General features: G+C 65.1%; 13 protein-coding genes. 9 read left to right on the top strand and 4 right to left on the bottom strand.

What is annotated here, in order from left to right; translation table 11 throughout:
* The first annotated feature begins 90 nt into the window (after nucleotides 1-90).
* On the top strand, nucleotides 91-1,356 hold the full coding sequence (locus M0D43_RS18810; protein WP_252162577.1) for a cation:proton antiporter: 1,266 nt from the start codon (nucleotides 91-93) through the stop codon (nucleotides 1,354-1,356).
* Between the two features lie 59 nt (nucleotides 1,357-1,415).
* On the opposite strand, the gene M0D43_RS18815 is transcribed toward M0D43_RS18810, so the two are convergent.
* Both M0D43_RS18815 and M0D43_RS18820 read right to left on the bottom strand, forming a co-directional pair.
* Complete coding sequence (locus M0D43_RS18815; protein ID WP_252162578.1) at nucleotides 1,416-2,609, bottom strand: sensor histidine kinase; 1,194 nt, start codon at nucleotides 2,607-2,609, stop codon at nucleotides 1,416-1,418.
* Nucleotides 2,606-3,295 (bottom strand): response regulator, encoded by a 690-nt coding sequence (locus M0D43_RS18820; RefSeq protein ID WP_260807470.1) that lies wholly within the window; start codon nucleotides 3,293-3,295, stop codon nucleotides 2,606-2,608. Before M0D43_RS18820 ends, M0D43_RS18815 begins: the two co-directional genes overlap by 4 nt.
* Nucleotides 3,296-3,400: 105 nt before the next feature.
* Here M0D43_RS18820 and M0D43_RS18825 point away from each other — a divergent pair, with 105 nt between their 5' ends.
* The 6 genes from M0D43_RS18825 (at nucleotide 3,401) to M0D43_RS18850 (ending at nucleotide 12,565) form a co-directional block, all read left to right on the top strand.
* Complete coding sequence (locus M0D43_RS18825; RefSeq protein WP_260808291.1) at nucleotides 3,401-4,864, top strand: efflux transporter outer membrane subunit; 1,464 nt, start codon at nucleotides 3,401-3,403, stop codon at nucleotides 4,862-4,864.
* Between the two features lie 19 nt (nucleotides 4,865-4,883).
* The gene (locus tag M0D43_RS18830) at nucleotides 4,884-5,720 is read left to right on the top strand and encodes a MipA/OmpV family protein (RefSeq protein ID WP_252162580.1); all 837 of its coding nucleotides are present in this window, start codon (nucleotides 4,884-4,886) and stop codon (nucleotides 5,718-5,720) included.
* Nucleotides 5,721-5,742: 22 nt separating this feature from the next.
* Nucleotides 5,743-6,849, top strand: coding sequence for an efflux RND transporter periplasmic adaptor subunit (locus M0D43_RS18835; protein WP_252162581.1), 1,107 nt, complete (start codon nucleotides 5,743-5,745; stop codon nucleotides 6,847-6,849).
* Nucleotides 6,846-9,905 (top strand): efflux RND transporter permease subunit, encoded by a 3,060-nt coding sequence (locus M0D43_RS18840; RefSeq protein ID WP_252162582.1) that lies wholly within the window; start codon nucleotides 6,846-6,848, stop codon nucleotides 9,903-9,905. The genes M0D43_RS18835 and M0D43_RS18840 overlap by 4 nt, the downstream gene beginning before the upstream one ends.
* A gap of 63 nt (nucleotides 9,906-9,968) precedes the next feature.
* Nucleotides 9,969-10,565 carry a plasmid pRiA4b ORF-3 family protein gene (locus M0D43_RS18845; protein ID WP_260807471.1) on the top strand — a complete coding sequence of 199 codons (597 nt, stop codon included), beginning with the start codon at nucleotides 9,969-9,971 and terminating at the stop codon, nucleotides 10,563-10,565.
* A 167-nt stretch (nucleotides 10,566-10,732) separates the two neighbouring features.
* On the top strand, nucleotides 10,733-12,565 hold the full coding sequence (locus tag M0D43_RS18850; protein ID WP_252162584.1) for an ABC transporter ATP-binding protein: 1,833 nt from the start codon (nucleotides 10,733-10,735) through the stop codon (nucleotides 12,563-12,565).
* Nucleotides 12,566-12,854: 289 nt separating this feature from the next.
* Here M0D43_RS18850 and M0D43_RS18855 read toward each other — a convergent pair whose 3' ends face one another.
* Complete coding sequence (locus M0D43_RS18855) at nucleotides 12,855-14,660, bottom strand: DUF885 domain-containing protein (protein ID WP_252162585.1); 1,806 nt, start codon at nucleotides 14,658-14,660, stop codon at nucleotides 12,855-12,857.
* Nucleotides 14,661-14,895: 235 nt separating this feature from the next.
* Between M0D43_RS18855 and M0D43_RS18860 the strand changes: the two genes are divergently transcribed.
* Together M0D43_RS18860 and M0D43_RS18865 are read left to right on the top strand one after the other, a co-directional pair.
* Complete coding sequence (locus tag M0D43_RS18860; RefSeq protein WP_252162586.1) at nucleotides 14,896-15,252, top strand: GFA family protein; 357 nt, start codon at nucleotides 14,896-14,898, stop codon at nucleotides 15,250-15,252.
* The gene (locus M0D43_RS18865) at nucleotides 15,249-16,055 is read left to right on the top strand and encodes a DUF4349 domain-containing protein (protein ID WP_252162587.1); all 807 of its coding nucleotides are present in this window, start codon (nucleotides 15,249-15,251) and stop codon (nucleotides 16,053-16,055) included. The genes M0D43_RS18860 and M0D43_RS18865 overlap by 4 nt, the downstream gene beginning before the upstream one ends.
* A gap of 176 nt (nucleotides 16,056-16,231) precedes the next feature.
* Here M0D43_RS18865 and M0D43_RS18870 read toward each other — a convergent pair whose 3' ends face one another.
* Nucleotides 16,232-16,525, bottom strand: a complete 294-nt coding sequence (locus M0D43_RS18870; RefSeq protein WP_101361512.1) for a hypothetical protein — start codon at nucleotides 16,523-16,525, stop codon at nucleotides 16,232-16,234.
* Nucleotides 16,526-16,541 lie beyond the last annotated feature (16 nt).

Consider the following 16,541-nt stretch of genomic DNA (forward strand, 5'->3'; position numbering starts at 1 on the left):
GGGCTCAGATGGCCACTTGCAGTCGCAGGCTATCGAAGCGCGGCATGTCCGGTTACGATCTGCGCACTTTTCACGGATGTTGCTGCACGCATGACCACTTCGCAGATGTCGGTGTATTTCTTTTTGCAGGCTGCCGCGATCTTGCTGGTGTGCCGGCTGGTCGGCATGCTGGCCAAGCGCCTCGGGCAACCGCAAGTGGTGGGCGAAATGATTGCCGGCGTGATGCTGGGGCCCTCGTTGTTCGGCTTGTTGGCACCAGCCGCGCAGGTGGCCTTGTTCCCCAAGCAGACCATGGACCTGCTGTACGTGTTCGCGCAGTTCGGCGTGGGCTTGTACATGTTCCTGGTCGGTACCGATTTCCGCAGCGATCATTTTCGCGCGCGCTATCGCAGCGCGATGAGCGTGTCGCTGGCGGGCATCACAGTGCCGTTCCTGTTGGCGTTTGCCATGTGCCCATGGCTGATCAACGTGGAAGGTCTGTTCTCGGAAAAGGCCAAGCTGATGGAAGCGTCGCTGTTCCTGGGCGCGGCGATTGCGATCACTGCCTTCCCGATGCTGGCGCGCATCATCCACGAGCGCGGTCTGACCAATAGCCCGTTGGGGACATTGGCGTTGACCGCTGGTGCGTTCGACGATGCGGCTGCGTGGTGCATTTTGGCCGTGGTGCTGGCCAGCTTCGGCGGCAGCTGGGGCAGTGCCTACCTGGCCATCGGCGGCGGCATCGGCTATGCGGTGTTCATGATTTTCGTTGGACGGCATCTGCTCAAGCGGCTGGCCGATCACGTGGTGCCCGGCCAGCCGCTGAGCAACAGTGTGTTGGCAGTTGTGCTGATCTTGTTCTGCGTCAGCGCCTGGGCAATGGATGCGATCGGTATCCATGCGGTATTCGGTGGTTTCCTGCTCGGTGTCTGTCTGCCCAGGGGCGCACTGACCGAGAAGCTGCGCGAGATGCTCCAGCCATTCGTTGTGGTGTTGCTGCTGCCGATGTTCTTCACCTATTCGGGCTTGAAAACCCAGCTCAGTGTGTTGCTGCAGCCGCAGATCATGCTGGCCGGTGTGGCGATCCTGGCCGCATCGTTCATCGGCAAGGGCGTGGCCTGTTGGGCAGCGGCACGTGCCACGGGCGAGAACAATCGCGACGCGATGGCGATTGGCTCGCTGATGAATGCACGCGGGTTGATGGAGCTGATCATCATCAATATCGGGTTGCAGGCCGGCGTGATCGAACAAGGCCTGTTCTCGGTGCTGGTGCTGATGGCGATCCTGTCCACGCTGATGGCCACGCCCTTGTTCAACTGGATCATGCGCCGCCACGCCAACGTGACCGACGCAGTGCCCAGCCTGCAATCGCGGTGATGGCGTGCAGTTGTCTGTTGTGGCAGGCAACTGCAGCGGTGTAAGCGCTCGATGGCGCGTCAACGCCTCAGCGGCAACTGCACGCTGGCCAGCAGGCCACCGCCGGGGCGATTGCTGACGACCAGGCGGCCATCGTGCGCCTGGCAGATGGCCGAGGCGATCGCCAGCCCCAGGCCGCTGCCGCCGGAATGCCGTGCGCGTGAGCTGTCGGCGCGCCAGAAACGGTCCAACAGATGCGGTAATTGCGCAGGCTCCACGCCGGGGCCACGGTCGCCCAAAGTGAGCTGCACGCTGGAGCCGTCGCGGCGCACCTCGATCTCCAGCAGCTTGCCGGCTGCGGCGTAGCGCAACGCGTTATCGATCAGGATCGACAACACCTGGCCCAGCCGGTGCCGGTCGGCACGCAAGCGGAGCGGGGGATGCGTGGGGGAGTGGATGGTCATCTGCGCCTCGCGCAGCGCGGGCCCCGCCCACTCGATGCGCTCGGCGACCAGCTCGTGCAGGTCGACGCTTTCCGGCTCCAGCACCAGTTGGCCGGCGCGCGCCAGCGACACCAAGTGCAGGTCGCCGATCAGGCGATTGATCTGCTCCAGCTGGCGATGCACCAGCCGCAGCTGCTCAGGCTCGAGCGGGAAGACCTCGTCCAGCATGCCCTGCACGCGACCCATCGCCGCGTTGAGCGGGGTGCGCAGTTCGTGCGCGAGCATTGCGCTGGATTCGCGCAGTTCGCGTTCGTACTGCTGCAGCTTGGCGCTCATCGCATTGAAGTCGGTCGCCAAGGCGGTCAGTTCACCGGGGGCGCCGACGACGACCTGGCTGCGTGCGCCGAAATCGCCATCGCTGACCCGCCGCGCCGCGCTGACCACATGCAAAAACTGCCGCGACAGCGGCCGCGATGCGAACAGCCCGCACAGCAGGATGACCGGGATGGAGATCGTCACCATCGCGATCAGCATCCACCAATCGCGATTGGCCAGTCCAGGCAGGAAATTCTTCACATTGTAATAGCGCTGAAACAGTTGCCAGAGTCTGGTCTCGTTGGCATCGGGCTGTTCGCGCAGTTGCTCGATCTCGGCGCGTGCGGCCGGCGGCAGCTGGCTCAGGATCAGGTTGTCGCGGATATTGAAATAGCACCACATGCCGAAGGCGATGACCATCACCGTGCTCACCGCCAGCGCGCTCATGCGCAGGCCCACCCAGAGCCACAGCGGGGCCTGCCGGCGCCAACGACGAAAGCGGTCGAGCAGGCTCACTGGAAGCGATATCCCACCGCGCGCACGGTGACCAGCACGCCGGTAATGCCATGCACTTCCAGTTTGCGGCGCAGGTTGTGGATGTGCGAATCCACCACCCGTTCCAAGGCATCGCTGTCGGGCAGGCAGGCGTCGAGCAATTCGCTGCGCGTAAATGCCTTGAATGGGGTCTTGAGCAGCAGCGCAAGCAGATTGAATTCGGTCGGTGTTAGATCCAGCGCCACGCTGTCGCCGTTCTCGGCTTGCACGCTGGCGACCACAGCGGCCGGATCCACGCTCAGCCGACCGTGCTGCAAGGGCTCGCCCGGCGCACGCACCGCCACACTCCGGCGCAGTACGGCATGCACGCGCGCGATCACTTCCTTGGGGCTGTACGGCTTGACCACATAATCGTCGGCGCCGTAGCGCAGTGCGCCGAGCTTCTCCGGTTCGTCGCCAATGGCAGTGACCATGATCACCGGCGTATCGCTGGCGCGGCGGATCGCCGACAGCACTTCGATGCCGCTGAGCTTGGGCAGCATCACGTCCAGCAACACTAGATCCGGTGCCCATTGCCGATGCAGCTGGATGGCGCGTTCGCCGTCGCCGGCCACCGCCACATCGAAGCCGTCGCGGCGTAGATAGGCCTCCAGAATGCTGGCGCTATCGGCATCGTCTTCCACCAGCAGAATCTTTTTGCCTGTCATGGCGTGCTGCCCTGTCGTCTCGATCAAATCTGGATAATTCCCGAAAACAACCTGGACGCTGCAGGTCGAGGATGTCGGTCGAGATTGGCTCTGTGCTCCGACATCATGATTCCACAAATTATTCCGTGCCGTTGGTCTTGCGTTTGCCTGGTTGCCGCCACTGCAGTGCTGTCGGCTGGCTGCTCGCTGACGCCGGCCTATCAGCGGCCTGTGGTGAGCGTACCGGCCACGTTCGCTGGCCCGCAGGCTGCATCCACGTCCGATCAGTCCGACGCCAAGGCGACGACGGCCGTGACTTTGAACGCGCAGGAGCGCGCGTTCCTGCAGGCCTTTGCCCCAGACCGCGACCTGCAGCCACTGGTTGAACGTGCGTTGGCGCACAACGGCGATTTCCGCCGCGCTGCGTTGCAAGTAGAGCAGGCGCGCGCGCAGTACGGCATCGCCCAGGCGTCGCGTCTGCCCACGATCGCTGTCGGCGCACAGCAGCTACGGCAACATTTCGACAATCCGGCACTGGATGCGCGTTACCAGCAGGATTTGGTGATTGCCAATGCGGGAATCGGCAATTTCGAAGTGGATTTTTTCGGCAAGCTGCAGGCGATGTCAGAGGCCGCACGGCAGCGTTACCTGGCCAGCACCTACGGCCGCGATGCAGCGCGTGGCGCTCTGATTGCCGAGGTGCTGCGTGCCTACACCGCCGAGCGCACGGCCGCGCAGGCGCTGCAACAGCTGCAAGCGCTGGATGCCGACAGCGCTGCGCTCCTGGCCATTGCCGAGCGGCAATATCAGGTGGGACTGATTGCGCGCGATGAGCGCGATGCGCAGCGCCGTCAGGCCAATCAGGCCCATGTGGCGGCCTTGCAGGGCAGCGATAACCACGCTGCGGCAGTGCGTGCGCTGCAGTTGCTGGCCGGCTACGACAGCACACCCGTGCCCGGCGATCTGCAGGGTTTGATCGCCGCAGATACGCCTGCGGCTGCATGGCGTGCACTCGATTCGTCACTGTTGCTGCAACGCCCAGATATCCAGCAAGCAGAGCTGGAGCTGCGCGCGGCCAATGCCGATATCGGCGCGGCCCGCGCGGCGTTTTTTCCGTCGATCACTTTGAGCACCAGCGTGGGGACCGCCAGCGACGGATTGCGCGGCCTGTTTTCCGCAGGCCAAGGGCTGTGGAGCTTCATGCCGCAACTGAATCTGCCGTTGTTCGACGGCGGCCGTAATCGCGCCAATCTTGATTTGGCGCAGGTGCGCAAACGCGCCGATGTCCTCGCCTACGAGCAGGCAATCGAGTCTGCATTTCGCCAGGTCGCCAATGCGCTCGACGCCCACGCCACCTTGTCGCAAGCCGAGCCGCGCTCGCGCGAGCAGGTCGAACGCGAGCAACTGCGTCTTGCGCGCTTGCGCGAGCGCGTGGATGCCGGTCTGGAAGACCGCAGCGCGCTGCTGGCCGAGCGGACGCGTATCGCCCGAACCGAACTCGATTACCTCGACACCGCACGTCAACGCGTGCTGGGCCGTATCGCGCTGTTCCAGGCGTTCTACGGCGTGCACCTGCCCATCTCTTCCTGATTTCTGCCGGAGATTTTCGATGAATGTATCGTCCTTCAATCGTCTGCGTGGCAACCATGCCGTCCGCGCCAGCGTCCTTGCGTGCATAAGCGCCATTCCGTGCATCGCGCATGCACAAACCGACCTGACTGGGAGCTCGCGCCTGCTGGGAGACCGGACTGAAATCACTGCCGGCGCCGCAGTGGTTGCTGCGCCAGAGTATGCCGGCGCCGAGCGCGCTCGCGTGCAATTCAATCCGGTACTGGTGGTGCAACGTGGCGTGCTGTTCTTCGATACGGCGCGCGGTGCTGGCCTGCAATTCCAGAGCAAGTCTGGCTTCTATGTCTCGCAATCGCTGTATTACGACCTGGGCCGGCTGCAACGCGATAGCGATTGGCGGCCGGGCTCGCGCCTGCTGGCCGGCATGGGGGATGTGCCTGGGTCGGTGACAGCACGCACGCTGGTGATGCAGCAAGTGACGCCCTACATGAACGTCAATGCGGAGGCGGAGTTCGCGCTCAAGGATGCGGCGCGTCGCAATCGCTATCGCGCCGGGGTGGAGTTCACCCTGCTGCATCGCGCCAGCGACACCGTCACTTTGGATCTGGACGTGCATGGCGGCGACCGCCGATTCAATCAGGCTTACTTTGGCGTCACCGACGCGCAAGCGGCGCGTACGCGTTTGCAGGCGTTCAATGCCGGATCCGGGGTTTACGCCGGCGCGGTCGGAGGCAGCTGGACGCATGCAGTGGGCGACCACTGGGCCACCACGCTCGATGTCACCGGCACGCGCTACCTGGACAACGCCGACCACAGCCCGCTGGTGGCACGCCGGGCTGTGGTCGGCGGCACCTTTGCACTGACCTACAGCCGCTGAGCGGCACAGACCGGGGGATCGAATGATGACGATGTTGTATCGCGGCCTGGTGTGCGGCACGTTGCTGCTGGGACTGGCCGCCTGCAGCGGGCCGGATGCGCCCGCCACCGAGACGCCGCGTGCGGTGAAGCTGGAGCGCTTTGGCGCCGGCAGCGATAACCCACTGCAGGTGCCGGCGTTGGTGCGCCAGGAACAACGCGCCGAACTGGCGTTCGAAGGGGCGGGCCGTCTTTCTGCGGTGTTGGTGGATGTGGGCGACCGGGTGACCGGCGGGCAAGTGCTGGCGCGCCTGGACAATGAACCGCTGCACCTGCGCGAACACCAGGCTGACGCAAACGTGCGCGCGGCACAGGCGCAGTTGGGCGAACGGCAACTGCAATTGCGCCAGCAACAGGCGATGTTCGATGACGGTGCCAGTTCCACTGCGACCTTGACGGCCGCGCGCGCGGCGGCTGATGCGGCCGCCGCGCAGCTGCAGGTGGCCAGCGCCGATCTGGCCATGGCACGCCGTGGCACGCGTCTGAGCCAGTTGCGCGCGCCCTTCGATGGCAGCGTGGTTGCACGCCTGCAACAGCCGCAGGCCGATGTGGCAGCGGGGCAGACGGTGCTGCAGGTGGAAGGGCAGGGGCATCTGCAACTGGTCGCCACGCTGCCGGCATCTGCCGGTGCCGACCTGGTGCCCGGACAAACCGTGTATGCCCGCTTGGCCGATCCAGTCGCCGCACCGATCGCGCTACGGCTGCGCAGCCTGTCCACTCGTCTGGACAATGCCGCGACCGTGCAGGCGTTGCTCGAGCCGGTCGCCGCAGCGCCGGCGCTGCGCAGCGGCGACAGCGTGCTGCTGACACTGCCAACGCATGCTGCTTCCACGCCGAGCGTGCCGTTGTCGGCGGTCGTGCCGCGGCTCAATCGGCAACGTGCCAGCGTGTTCGTGTACCAGCCGGCAAAGCGGGCCGTGATCGAACGTGCAGTCGATCTGGGGACGATTGTCGGCGAGCGCGTCCAGATTCTGCGCGGGCTGCGTGCCGGTGAGCAGGTGGTCAGCGCCGGGGTGGGCTTTCTGGTCAGCGGCCAGCCGGTGACCCCACTGCAGGCACAGACCCAGCTGAGCGGAGGTCGCACGCCATGACGCTGACACAGATGGCGATGCGTTCAAGCCGGCTGACGTTGTTTGCAGCAGCGATGATTTTGATCGGCGGCATCGTGGCGTTTCTCGGCTTCCCATCGCAGGAAGAACCATCGGTGACCGTGCGCGATACGCTGGTGTCGGTGGCCTTTCCCGGCATGCCCAGCGAGCAGGTGGAGAACCTGCTGGCGCGCCCCGTTGAAGAACGGTTGCGCGAGCTGGCCGGCATCAAGCGCATCGTGACCACGGTGCGCCCGGGCAGCGCGATCGTGCAGCTGACCGCCTACGACGATGTGCAGGATCTGCCGGCGCTCTGGCAGCGTGTGCGCGCCAAGACCGCAGAGGCCGGTGCGCAATTGCCTGCCGGTACGCTTGGGCCGTTCGTCGACGACGACTTCGGGCGCGTATCGGTGGCCTCCATTGCAGTCACCGCGCCAGGCTTTTCGATGAGCGAAATGCGTGGCCCGCTGCGACGCATGCGCGAGCAGCTGTATAGCTTGCCCGGCGTGGAGCAGGTGAAGTTGTTCGGCCTGCAGGACGAGCGCGTGTACGTGTCGTTTGATCGCGCACGCCTGTTGGCGAGCGGCCTGACCCCGTCCAGCGTGATGGCGCAGTTGCGCGCGCAGAATGTAGTGGGCTCCGGTGGGCAGGTGGCGGTGTCCGGATTGGCGCTGACCGTGGCCACGTCCGGCGAAATCCGCACGCCCGAACAGTTGCGCGGCGTTCTGCTGAGTGTGCCGGGCGCGTCTGCCGGCGGCGCACGTGAAGTCACCCTGGGCGGGCTGGCGCAGGTGCAGGTCATGCCGGCCGACCCGCCGCAAGGCGCGGCCGTTTACCAAGGCCAGCCGGCGGTGGTGGTTTCGGTGTCGATGCAGCCTGGCAGCAATATCGCCGATTTCGGCAAGGCGCTGCGCGCCAAGCTCGACGACACCGCACGCCAGCTGCCTGTCGGCTTCACCCAGCACGTGGTGAGCTTCCAGGCCGATGTGGTCGAGCGCGAGATGGGCAAGATGCATCACGTCATGGGCGAAACCATTGTCATCGTCATGGCGGTGGTGATGCTGTTCCTGGGGTGGCGCACCGGCTTGATCGTCGGCGCGATTGTGCCGCTGACCATTTTCGCCTCGCTGATCGTCATGCGCGTGCTGAACGTGGAGCTGCAGACGGTCTCGATTGCCGCCATCATTCTTGCGCTGGGCTTGTTGGTGGACAACGGCATCGTCATTGCCGAAGACATCGAGCGCCGTCTGGTGGCCGGCGAGGAGCGCCGCCAGGCCTGTATCGATGCGGGCCGGACCTTGGCAACCCCCTTGCTGACCTCCTCATTGGTCATCGTGCTGGCGTTCTCGCCATTCTTCTTCGGCCAGACCAGCACCAACGAATATCTGCGCTCGCTGGCCACCGTGCTCGGCGTGACGCTGCTCGGGTCGTGGCTGCTGAGCATCACGGTGACACCGCTGCTGTGCATGTATTTCGCCAAGGTGCATGCCACCAAGAGCAGCGACGCAGCGGAATCGCGGTTCTATCGCGGCTACCGTCGTGTCATCGAACGTGTGCTGCAGCACAAGGCGCTGTTCATCGGTGCCATGGCGACGATGCTGGCGGTGGCGATCACCGTGCTGGTATCGATTCCGTACGATTTCCTGCCCAAGTCCGATCGCCTGCAGTTCCAGATGCCGGTGACCTTGCAAGCAGGCAGCGACGCACGCGCCACCCTGCGTACGGTGAGCGACCTCAGCCGCTGGCTGGGCGACCGCCGCGCCAACCCCGAGGTGGTGGACAGCATCGGTTATGTCTCCGATGGCGGGCCGCGCATCGTGCTAGGCCTGAACCCGCCGCTTCCGGCCGCCAACCAGGCGTACTTCACGGTCAGCGTGCGGCCGGGCACCGACATCGATGCGGTGATCGCACGGGTGCGCGCGCATGTGCGCAGCCATTTCCCCGCGCTGCGTGCCGAGCCCAAACGTTTTTCACTCGGTGCGACCGAAGCCGGCATGGCGGTCTATCGCGTGATGGGTCCGGACGAAGCAGTATTGCGCAGCAGCGCCGCTGCCATTGCCAAGGCCTTGCGGGCAGTGCCGGGCACGGTGGATGTGCAAGACGATTGGCAAGCGCGCATTCCGCGCTATGTGGTGCAGGTAGACCAGCTCAAGGCGCGCCGTGCGGGTGTGAGCAGCGAAGACGTCGCGCAAGCATTGCAGGCGCGCTACAGCGGTGTGGATGCCACGGTGATCCGCGACGATGGCGCCGATGTGCCGGTGGTCGTGCGCGGCAGCGCACAGGAGCGCGCCGCCAACAGCAATCCGGCCGATACGCTGGTGTATCCGCAAGCCGGCGCCGCGCCGGTGCCGCTTGCGGCGATCGCCACGGTGCTGCGCGACAGCGAGCCGTCGGCGATCCAGCGGCGCAACCTCAGCCGTGCCATCACCGTGACTGCGCGCAATCCGCAACTGACCGCGACCGAGATCGTCGAACGGCTGGCGACACCAATCGCTGCGCTCAAGTTGCCGCCCGGTTACCGCGTGGAGATCGGCGGTGAGCTGGAGGATTCGGCCGAAGCCAATCAAGCCCTGCTGCACTACATGCCGCATGCGCTGGGCGCGATCCTGTTGCTGTTCGTGTGGCAGTTCAATTCGTTCCGCAAATTGTTCATCGTGCTGTCGGCGGTGCCGTTCGTGTTGATCGGCGCGGCGCTGGCGCTGGTGCTCACCGGCTACCCGTTTGGCTTCATGGCGACGTTCGGCTTGTTGGCACTGGCCGGCATCATCGTCAACAACGCGGTGTTGCTGCTGGAGCGCATCGAGGCCGAGCTTGCCGATGGCCTGCCACGCCGCGAGGCGGTGGTTGCTGCCGCGGTCAAACGTCTGCGTCCGATCGTCATGACCAAGCTCACCTGCATCGTCGGCCTGGTACCGCTGATGCTGTTTGCCGGCCCGCTGTGGACCGGGATGGCGATCACCATGATCGGTGGGTTGGCGTTGGGCACGCTGGTGACGCTTGGCCTGATTCCGATCCTGTACGACCTGCTATTCGGTCTGCGCATGCCCCGCGTTGCCTAACTGCGCCTGCATTCGTCGGCCCAGCACGCCATACTTGGGGTAGACAGCAGCAAACACGACACGATGACCAAGGCAAAAAAGAAAGCCACACAGCAGCCGGTGCAGGCACCTGCACCGGTGTATCAACTGCATGTGGCATTGACCGGTAGTGCGCCGCTGATCTGGCGGCGCCTGCTGGTGTCGGGCGCGGTGCGCCTGGCCACGCTGCATCGCGTGTTGCAACCGGTGATGGGCTGGAATGGTGCGCATCCGTACGAGTTCGACCTCGGCGGCGGGCGTTATGGCGAATCCGGGCTGGATGTGCCGGAGCGTCCACGGCTCAAGCATGCCGGCCGCGGCACGCTGGAAAGCGCAGTCGGTGAACTGGAAAGCTTCGATTATTTCTACGGCACCGGCCATGGTTGGCAGCATCGCCTGCAGGTGGAAGCGCTGTTGCCGCCGAATGCCGGCCTGCGTGTGGCGCGCTGCGTGGACGGTGCCAATGCCTGCCCGCCAGAGAGCAGTGGCGGCATTGACGATTATCGGACGTGGGTGCAGATCATCGCCGACCCGGACCACCCGCAGCATGTGCAGGAGCTGGCGACCTTGGGCGGGCGCTTCGAGCCCGCCCATTTCGACGTGGCAGAGGTCAACCGCTTGCTGGCGCGCGTGCGCGAGTGAGGCGTGTGCGGCACACCTGAGACGGCGCTGACAACTCCGGTTTTCGGGCGCCACGGCGGCAGTCACGCGTTGCGCAGTCTGCTCGGGCAGCGCGTGCCGACCAGCGCCACTGCGGCTTGACGCCCGATCGGCTAGCCTGAGCCCCCGGTTTTTCCGAAGTTTGCGCAATGTTCCGCTGGTTCGAGTCCCTGATCGATATTTTTCCGCCCATCGAGCGGGAGATGCCGCCACGCAGCGTGTGGCGCTTTTATCTGCATTATCTGCGGCCGTTGTGGCCAATCCTGCTGGCCACGTTGATCGCCGGGCTGCTGCTGGCGCTGGTGGAAGTGGCGATGTTCGACTTCCTCGGTCGTATCGTCGACATGCTGTCCGACAAACCGGGGCCGGACTTCTTCCGCCGCCATGCAGGCGAGTTGCTCTGGATGGCGGCGTTCACGCTGGTGGTGCGGCCGCTGTTCACCGGGCTGCACAATCTGCTGGTCAATCAGGCGATCGTGCCAGGCCTGAGCAACCGTTCGCGCTGGCTGATGCACAACTACGTGGTGCGGCAGAGCCTGGGCTTTTTCAACAACGATTTTGCCGGGCGCATCGCCAACCGGGTGATGCAGACCGGCACCTCGCTGCGCGAATCGGCCGTGCAGATGGTCGATGCGCTCTGGTACATCGTGGTCTACACCGGCAGCGCACTGTGGTTGTTCGCGCAGGCCGATCCCTGGCTGATGGCGCCGCTGCTGATCTGGCTGGTGGTCTACGTCGCACTGATGGCGTTCTTCGTGCCGCGCATGAAGGCGCGCGCATGGATTGCATCGGATGCGCGCTCCAAGGCGACCGGTCGCATTGTCGATGGTTACACCAATATCTCCACGCTCAAGTTGTTCGCCCATGCCGGCCGCGAGCAGACCTATGTGCGCGATGCCATCGACGAGCTGGCGGTGAAGCATCGCGGTCAGACCCGGGTGACCACCGCAATGGACACCGCCATCGCGGTGGCGAACGGGCTTTTGATCGTGGGTACCTGCGCGCTGGCGCTGTGGTTGTGGAGCCGCGGGAAGATCAGCGTGGGCGCGATCACCTTGGCCACCGGCCTGGTGATCCGCATCCATAACATGTCTGGCTGGATCATGTGGACGGTCAACGGCATCTTTGAAGATATCGGCACCGTGCAGGACGGCATGCAGACCATCTCGCAACCGGTGCAGGTGCAGGACGCACCGGATGCGGTGCCGCTGCAGATAACCCAGGGCCAGGTGCAGTTCGAGCACATCCACTTTCACTACGGCAAGCGTGGCGGCGTGATTGCGGGGCTGGATCTGCAGGTGCGCGCCGGCGAGAAGATCGGTCTGGTCGGGCCCTCCGGCGCCGGCAAATCCACCTTGGTCAACGTGTTGCTGCGGCTGTACGACCTGGAGCAGGGCCGCATCCTGATCGACGGGCAGGACATCGCGACAGTCACGCAGGAAAGCCTGCGCGGGCAGATCGGCCTGGTGACGCAGGACACCTCGTTATTGCATCGTTCGATCCGCGACAACGTGCTCTACGGCCGGCCGCAAGCCAGCCAGGCGCAGATTCTCGACGCTGTGCGCAAGGCGCGCGCCGACAGTTTCATCGACACGTTGATCGACGGCGAAGGCCGCAGCGGGTTCGATGCGCATGTGGGCGAGCGCGGGGTCAAACTCTCCGGCGGTCAACGCCAGCGCATCGCGATTGCGCGGGTGCTGCTGAAAGACGCGCCGATCCTGATTTTGGACGAAGCAACGTCGGCGCTGGATTCGGAAGTGGAGGCTGCCATCCAGGACAGCCTGGACGCGTTGATGGGCAACAAGACCGTGATCGCAATTGCGCACCGTCTTTCCACCATCGCGCGGATGGACCGATTGGTGGTGATGGACGGCGGGCGCATCGTCGAGACAGGCACGCATGCGGAACTGATCGCACATGGCGGCTTGTACGCACGCCTATGGATGCGGCAGACCGGTGGGTTTGTTGCGGCGGATGGATGAGGGGGGATGCTCGATATTCAATGCTCAATGCTCAATGCTCAACGCGCGATGCGAGGGACGAGAGTTCGCAGACGGGCGTAGTACCGTCGAGCTCTAGCCCCTCTCCCGCGTGCGGGAGAGGGGTTGGGGTGAGGGAAGTGAAGTCTTCTGCGGTTGACTGCATCGGGCTCGGCCTGCGCCCTCATCCGCCCCTACGGGGCCCCTTCTCCCGCATGCGGGAGAAGGGGGATGGATCGAATCCGCAGGAGCTTCGCAGGAGATTCTCTTGCGCGTGCGCGAGACGGATCAATTACTCGATCGGCTGGTCCAGCATCAGCTCGCGCGCGAAGCGCACCGGCGGCGCGCCATAGGACAGCATCTTGTCGTGGTAGGCCTTCAGGTTGAAGTCCTTGCCCAGCTTGTCCTGCACCGCCTTGCGCGTGTCCAGATGTTCCTGCACGCCGACGAAGTAGGTTGGCAGCTGCGCTGACGACAGCTGCGCGCGCACCCACTTGCCGGAGGCTTCGCTTTCCTGCTGGAAGGTGTCGTGGGTCATCAGGTGCATCGCCTTGTCGCGATCCCAGCCGTCCACGTGCACGCCCTGGTCGAGAATGGCATTGGCAATGGTGCGCAGGTAGAACTTCAACTGCACCAGATGGAACAGCGGGTCGTTATCCAGATAGCCCTGTTCCTGCATCATGCGCTCTGTGTACACCGCCCAGCCTTCGGCGAACATGCCCGAGCGCAGCACCGCGCGCAGCGTGGAGGGGAACTTGGCCGAATGCCAGCCTTCCAGGTAATGGCCCGGCGTGCCCTCATGGATGCTGAGCAGCTGGATCATGCGGGTGTTGTATTCGCGCAGGAACGAATCCACCTGCTTGTCGTTCCAGTCGTCGGGGATCGGCGACACCGCGTAGAAGGTTTTGAGATTCTTGTCGAGCGGGCCGGGCGAATCGCAATACGCCACTGCCACACCACGCTGGAATTCCGGCATCAGGATGATGTCCACCGGCGAATCCGGCAGCGTCATCAAATCCTTCTGGCGCACGAATTCGGTCGATTGCGCCAGCGCTGCCTTGGCAGCGTCGACCACCTTGTCGCGCGCTGGCTTGTCGGCATAGGCCAGTTCCAATGCCGCTTCGATTGCGGCCTGCTGCTGGTCGTCGTTGGGCGAGGCGGGCAACGTGGGAGCGCCGGGCTTGCCCTTGAGCACCGTGCGCGCGATGCCATACATTTCGCCGCGTACGCGCTTGAGTTCGGATTCGGCGCGCTGTTTGATATCGGCACGCGACAGCGACGACAGCAGCGCGAATTTCAGCTTCTGATCGTATTTTTCCGCGCCGATGCGGAAGTCGCCCTTGGCATTGGGCACCAGCACGGTGTCCAGCCAGGTTTGCTGCTCAGCCACGGCCTTGCGCAGGTTGTCGATGGCCGCCTGCGCGCGCGCCGCTTCGATCGGGCCCAGCTGGCCGATATTGGGCGCGATGAAGCTATCGACGATGCTCAGGATGCCTTTGTTCTGCTTGGCCACCGTTTCGGCGTGGATCTTCGGCACCCGCGCCGGGTCCAGGTTCTCGCGCGCCTGGGCGAAGATGCTCGGGATCTTTTCCATGCGCTGGGTGGCCGACGCCAGCCGCTCGGGCAGCGGCGCGAACTCGCGCGCCATCAGGCCGTACAACGCGCTGCCGGCCAGGCCGTTGTAGACCTGCGGGTCCCAGGCCCAGCTTTGCAGAACTTCAGCATTCCAGATCTCCGATTGCAGCTGATTGCGCAGAATCGCCGCATCCACCTGGTTCTCGCGCGACAGCTTGGCCACGTCGATCGCATCCAGTGTGGCCAGCAGCGTCTTGCCCGCATCCAGGCTGCGCTGGCGGCCGCTCGCGCTCAGGTCTTCGATCTGCGCATCGAAGCGGTGGTCGCCGGTCTGGGTGGCGGTGACTGGTGATAGCTGCATCCAGGTGTCCAGCGCCTGTTTGGACAACGCAGCAAAGCGCGCATCCGGGGTCTGGGCCTGCTGAGCGGGTGTCGCGGCTGTATCGGCACGCGGCGATTCGGGCTGTTGCTGGCAGGCACTGAGGCCAGTGAGCAGGGCGAGCACAAGCAGGCGTTGACGCATGAGGGATCCTGGTGGAGTCAATCGGCCAGCATAGGCAACTGCGCGGTTGTCCGCATCCGCCATTGGTTTAGAGTGGCGGTCGACTCGGTGCGTCGTGCGCCAAGCGGGTGCGGCCGGCATGCTGAATCGGCCGGTCTGCGGCAGGGGCCCTGGCTGGCGCCTGGCTCGCCGTCGTGTCGCCACCGTATGCCTGTTGCACGCCACAGCGAGGTGGCGCATTCCAAGGAGGAACACCATGTTGTATGCCGGTAGCTGTCATTGCGCACGCATCGCCTTCGAGCTGGAGACCGATGCCCCGATCACCGAGGTCTACGACTGCAACTGCTCGCTGTGCCGCCGTCGTGGTGGCCTGCTCTGGTTCGGCACGCGTACCCAGCTGCGCCTGCAGGCAGACCCGGACGCGGTCGGCACCTATCGCTTCAATCGCCACCATATCGATCATCATCATTGCCCGCAGTGCGGCATTGCGCCCTTCAGCGAGGGGGCCAATCCCAAGACCGGCGAAGCCAGCTTGGCGGTCAACGTACGCTGCCTGCCCGCGCTGGATCTGGCCATCTTGAACGTGCAACAGGTCGACGGAGCCAGCTTATGAGGCGCGGCATGCGCTGGCCCGGCATCGCGCTGCTGCTCGGCTGGGCCCTGTGCGGGTGTGCGCGGCCTCAGGGTGAGATGGCCGCAGATGGCGGTGCCCCGGCGCCGCCAGCGCCGCCAGCCGCACAAGGTGATGCCCTGGCGTACGAACACGATGTGCGGATCGAGTTGCCTGCCGATCAGATCGGCCAGCGCATCGCGGCCGTGCGCGCTGCGTGCCAGAGCGCGCAGTTCGGCACCTGCGCGCTGTTGGCGGTGGAACAGGATGGCGGACGCGAGCCCAGCGGCAGCGTTCGCGTGCGCACGGTGCCCGATGGCATCGAGCCATTGGTGCAACTGGCCGGCCAGCATGGAGAGGTCGCGGCACGCAGCACGCGCGCCGAGGACCTGGCCCAGCAGATTGCCGATACCGGCCTGGCGCAGGCACGTCTTCAAAAGGAGCACGCGCGTCTGCTGGAGTTGCAGCAGCGCCGCGATCTGGCGGTGAGCGATCTGCTTGCATTGTCCAAGCGCCTGGCCGAGATCGAAGCCCAGGCGCAGCAGAATCAGCAGGAGTCCGCGCAGCAGCAACGCCGTGTCCGTACCCAGTTACTGACGCTCAACTTCCGCAGTACGGGCGGGGAACAGGGCAGAAGCGAGATCGCGCAGGCCACTGCCGAGTTCGGGCAGGTGTTTTCTTCCAGCGTGGCGTTCGTGATCCGTGCGGTCGCGGCACTGCTGCCAGTGGCGCTGATGGCGGCGATCGCCGGCTGGCTGCTGTTGCAGGCGTGGCGCTGGCGCGCGCGGCGACGCAGGACGTCCTGACCTGCATGCGGCTGGGCGGCATTGCCGCACCAGCGATGTGCCGTTGCCGGCCGCGTGCGCGCTTGAAAGCCGCGCTTGCCGCGTCGTGCAGGGCGCAGCATGCATGCGATCCGGCGTGGAAGAGGGCAGGCCGACTGCGGGCATCGGCTGATGCTGCAGTCGTGCCCAACGCAGGCTCAGCCTTCGTCGAATTCGTATTCGACAAACACATCCAGCTGCAATGCCAGTTCCTGCACGGCGTCGCGCACCTTCTGCGCGGTCGCCTCGTTGCCGGCTTCCACTTCGAACTCGTGGCTGCCGGGACCTTCGTCGTCGGACAGGCCGGCCGAGCTGGAATCGTCGTCGTCCAGATGCGGCATCAGGTCGTCCACCTCTTCGACGTGCTCGATGCCGTCGATGCTCTGCAACAGGTTGGCGATGGCGCGCGCGTCGTCGTCGGTGCCGGTGATACGCATGCGAAGAGTCGGCATGGGAGAGCTTCCTTGG

It is taken from the genome of Xanthomonas prunicola (assembly GCF_025266575.1).
In the GTDB taxonomy this organism is placed as follows: domain Bacteria; phylum Pseudomonadota; class Gammaproteobacteria; order Xanthomonadales; family Xanthomonadaceae; genus Xanthomonas; species Xanthomonas prunicola.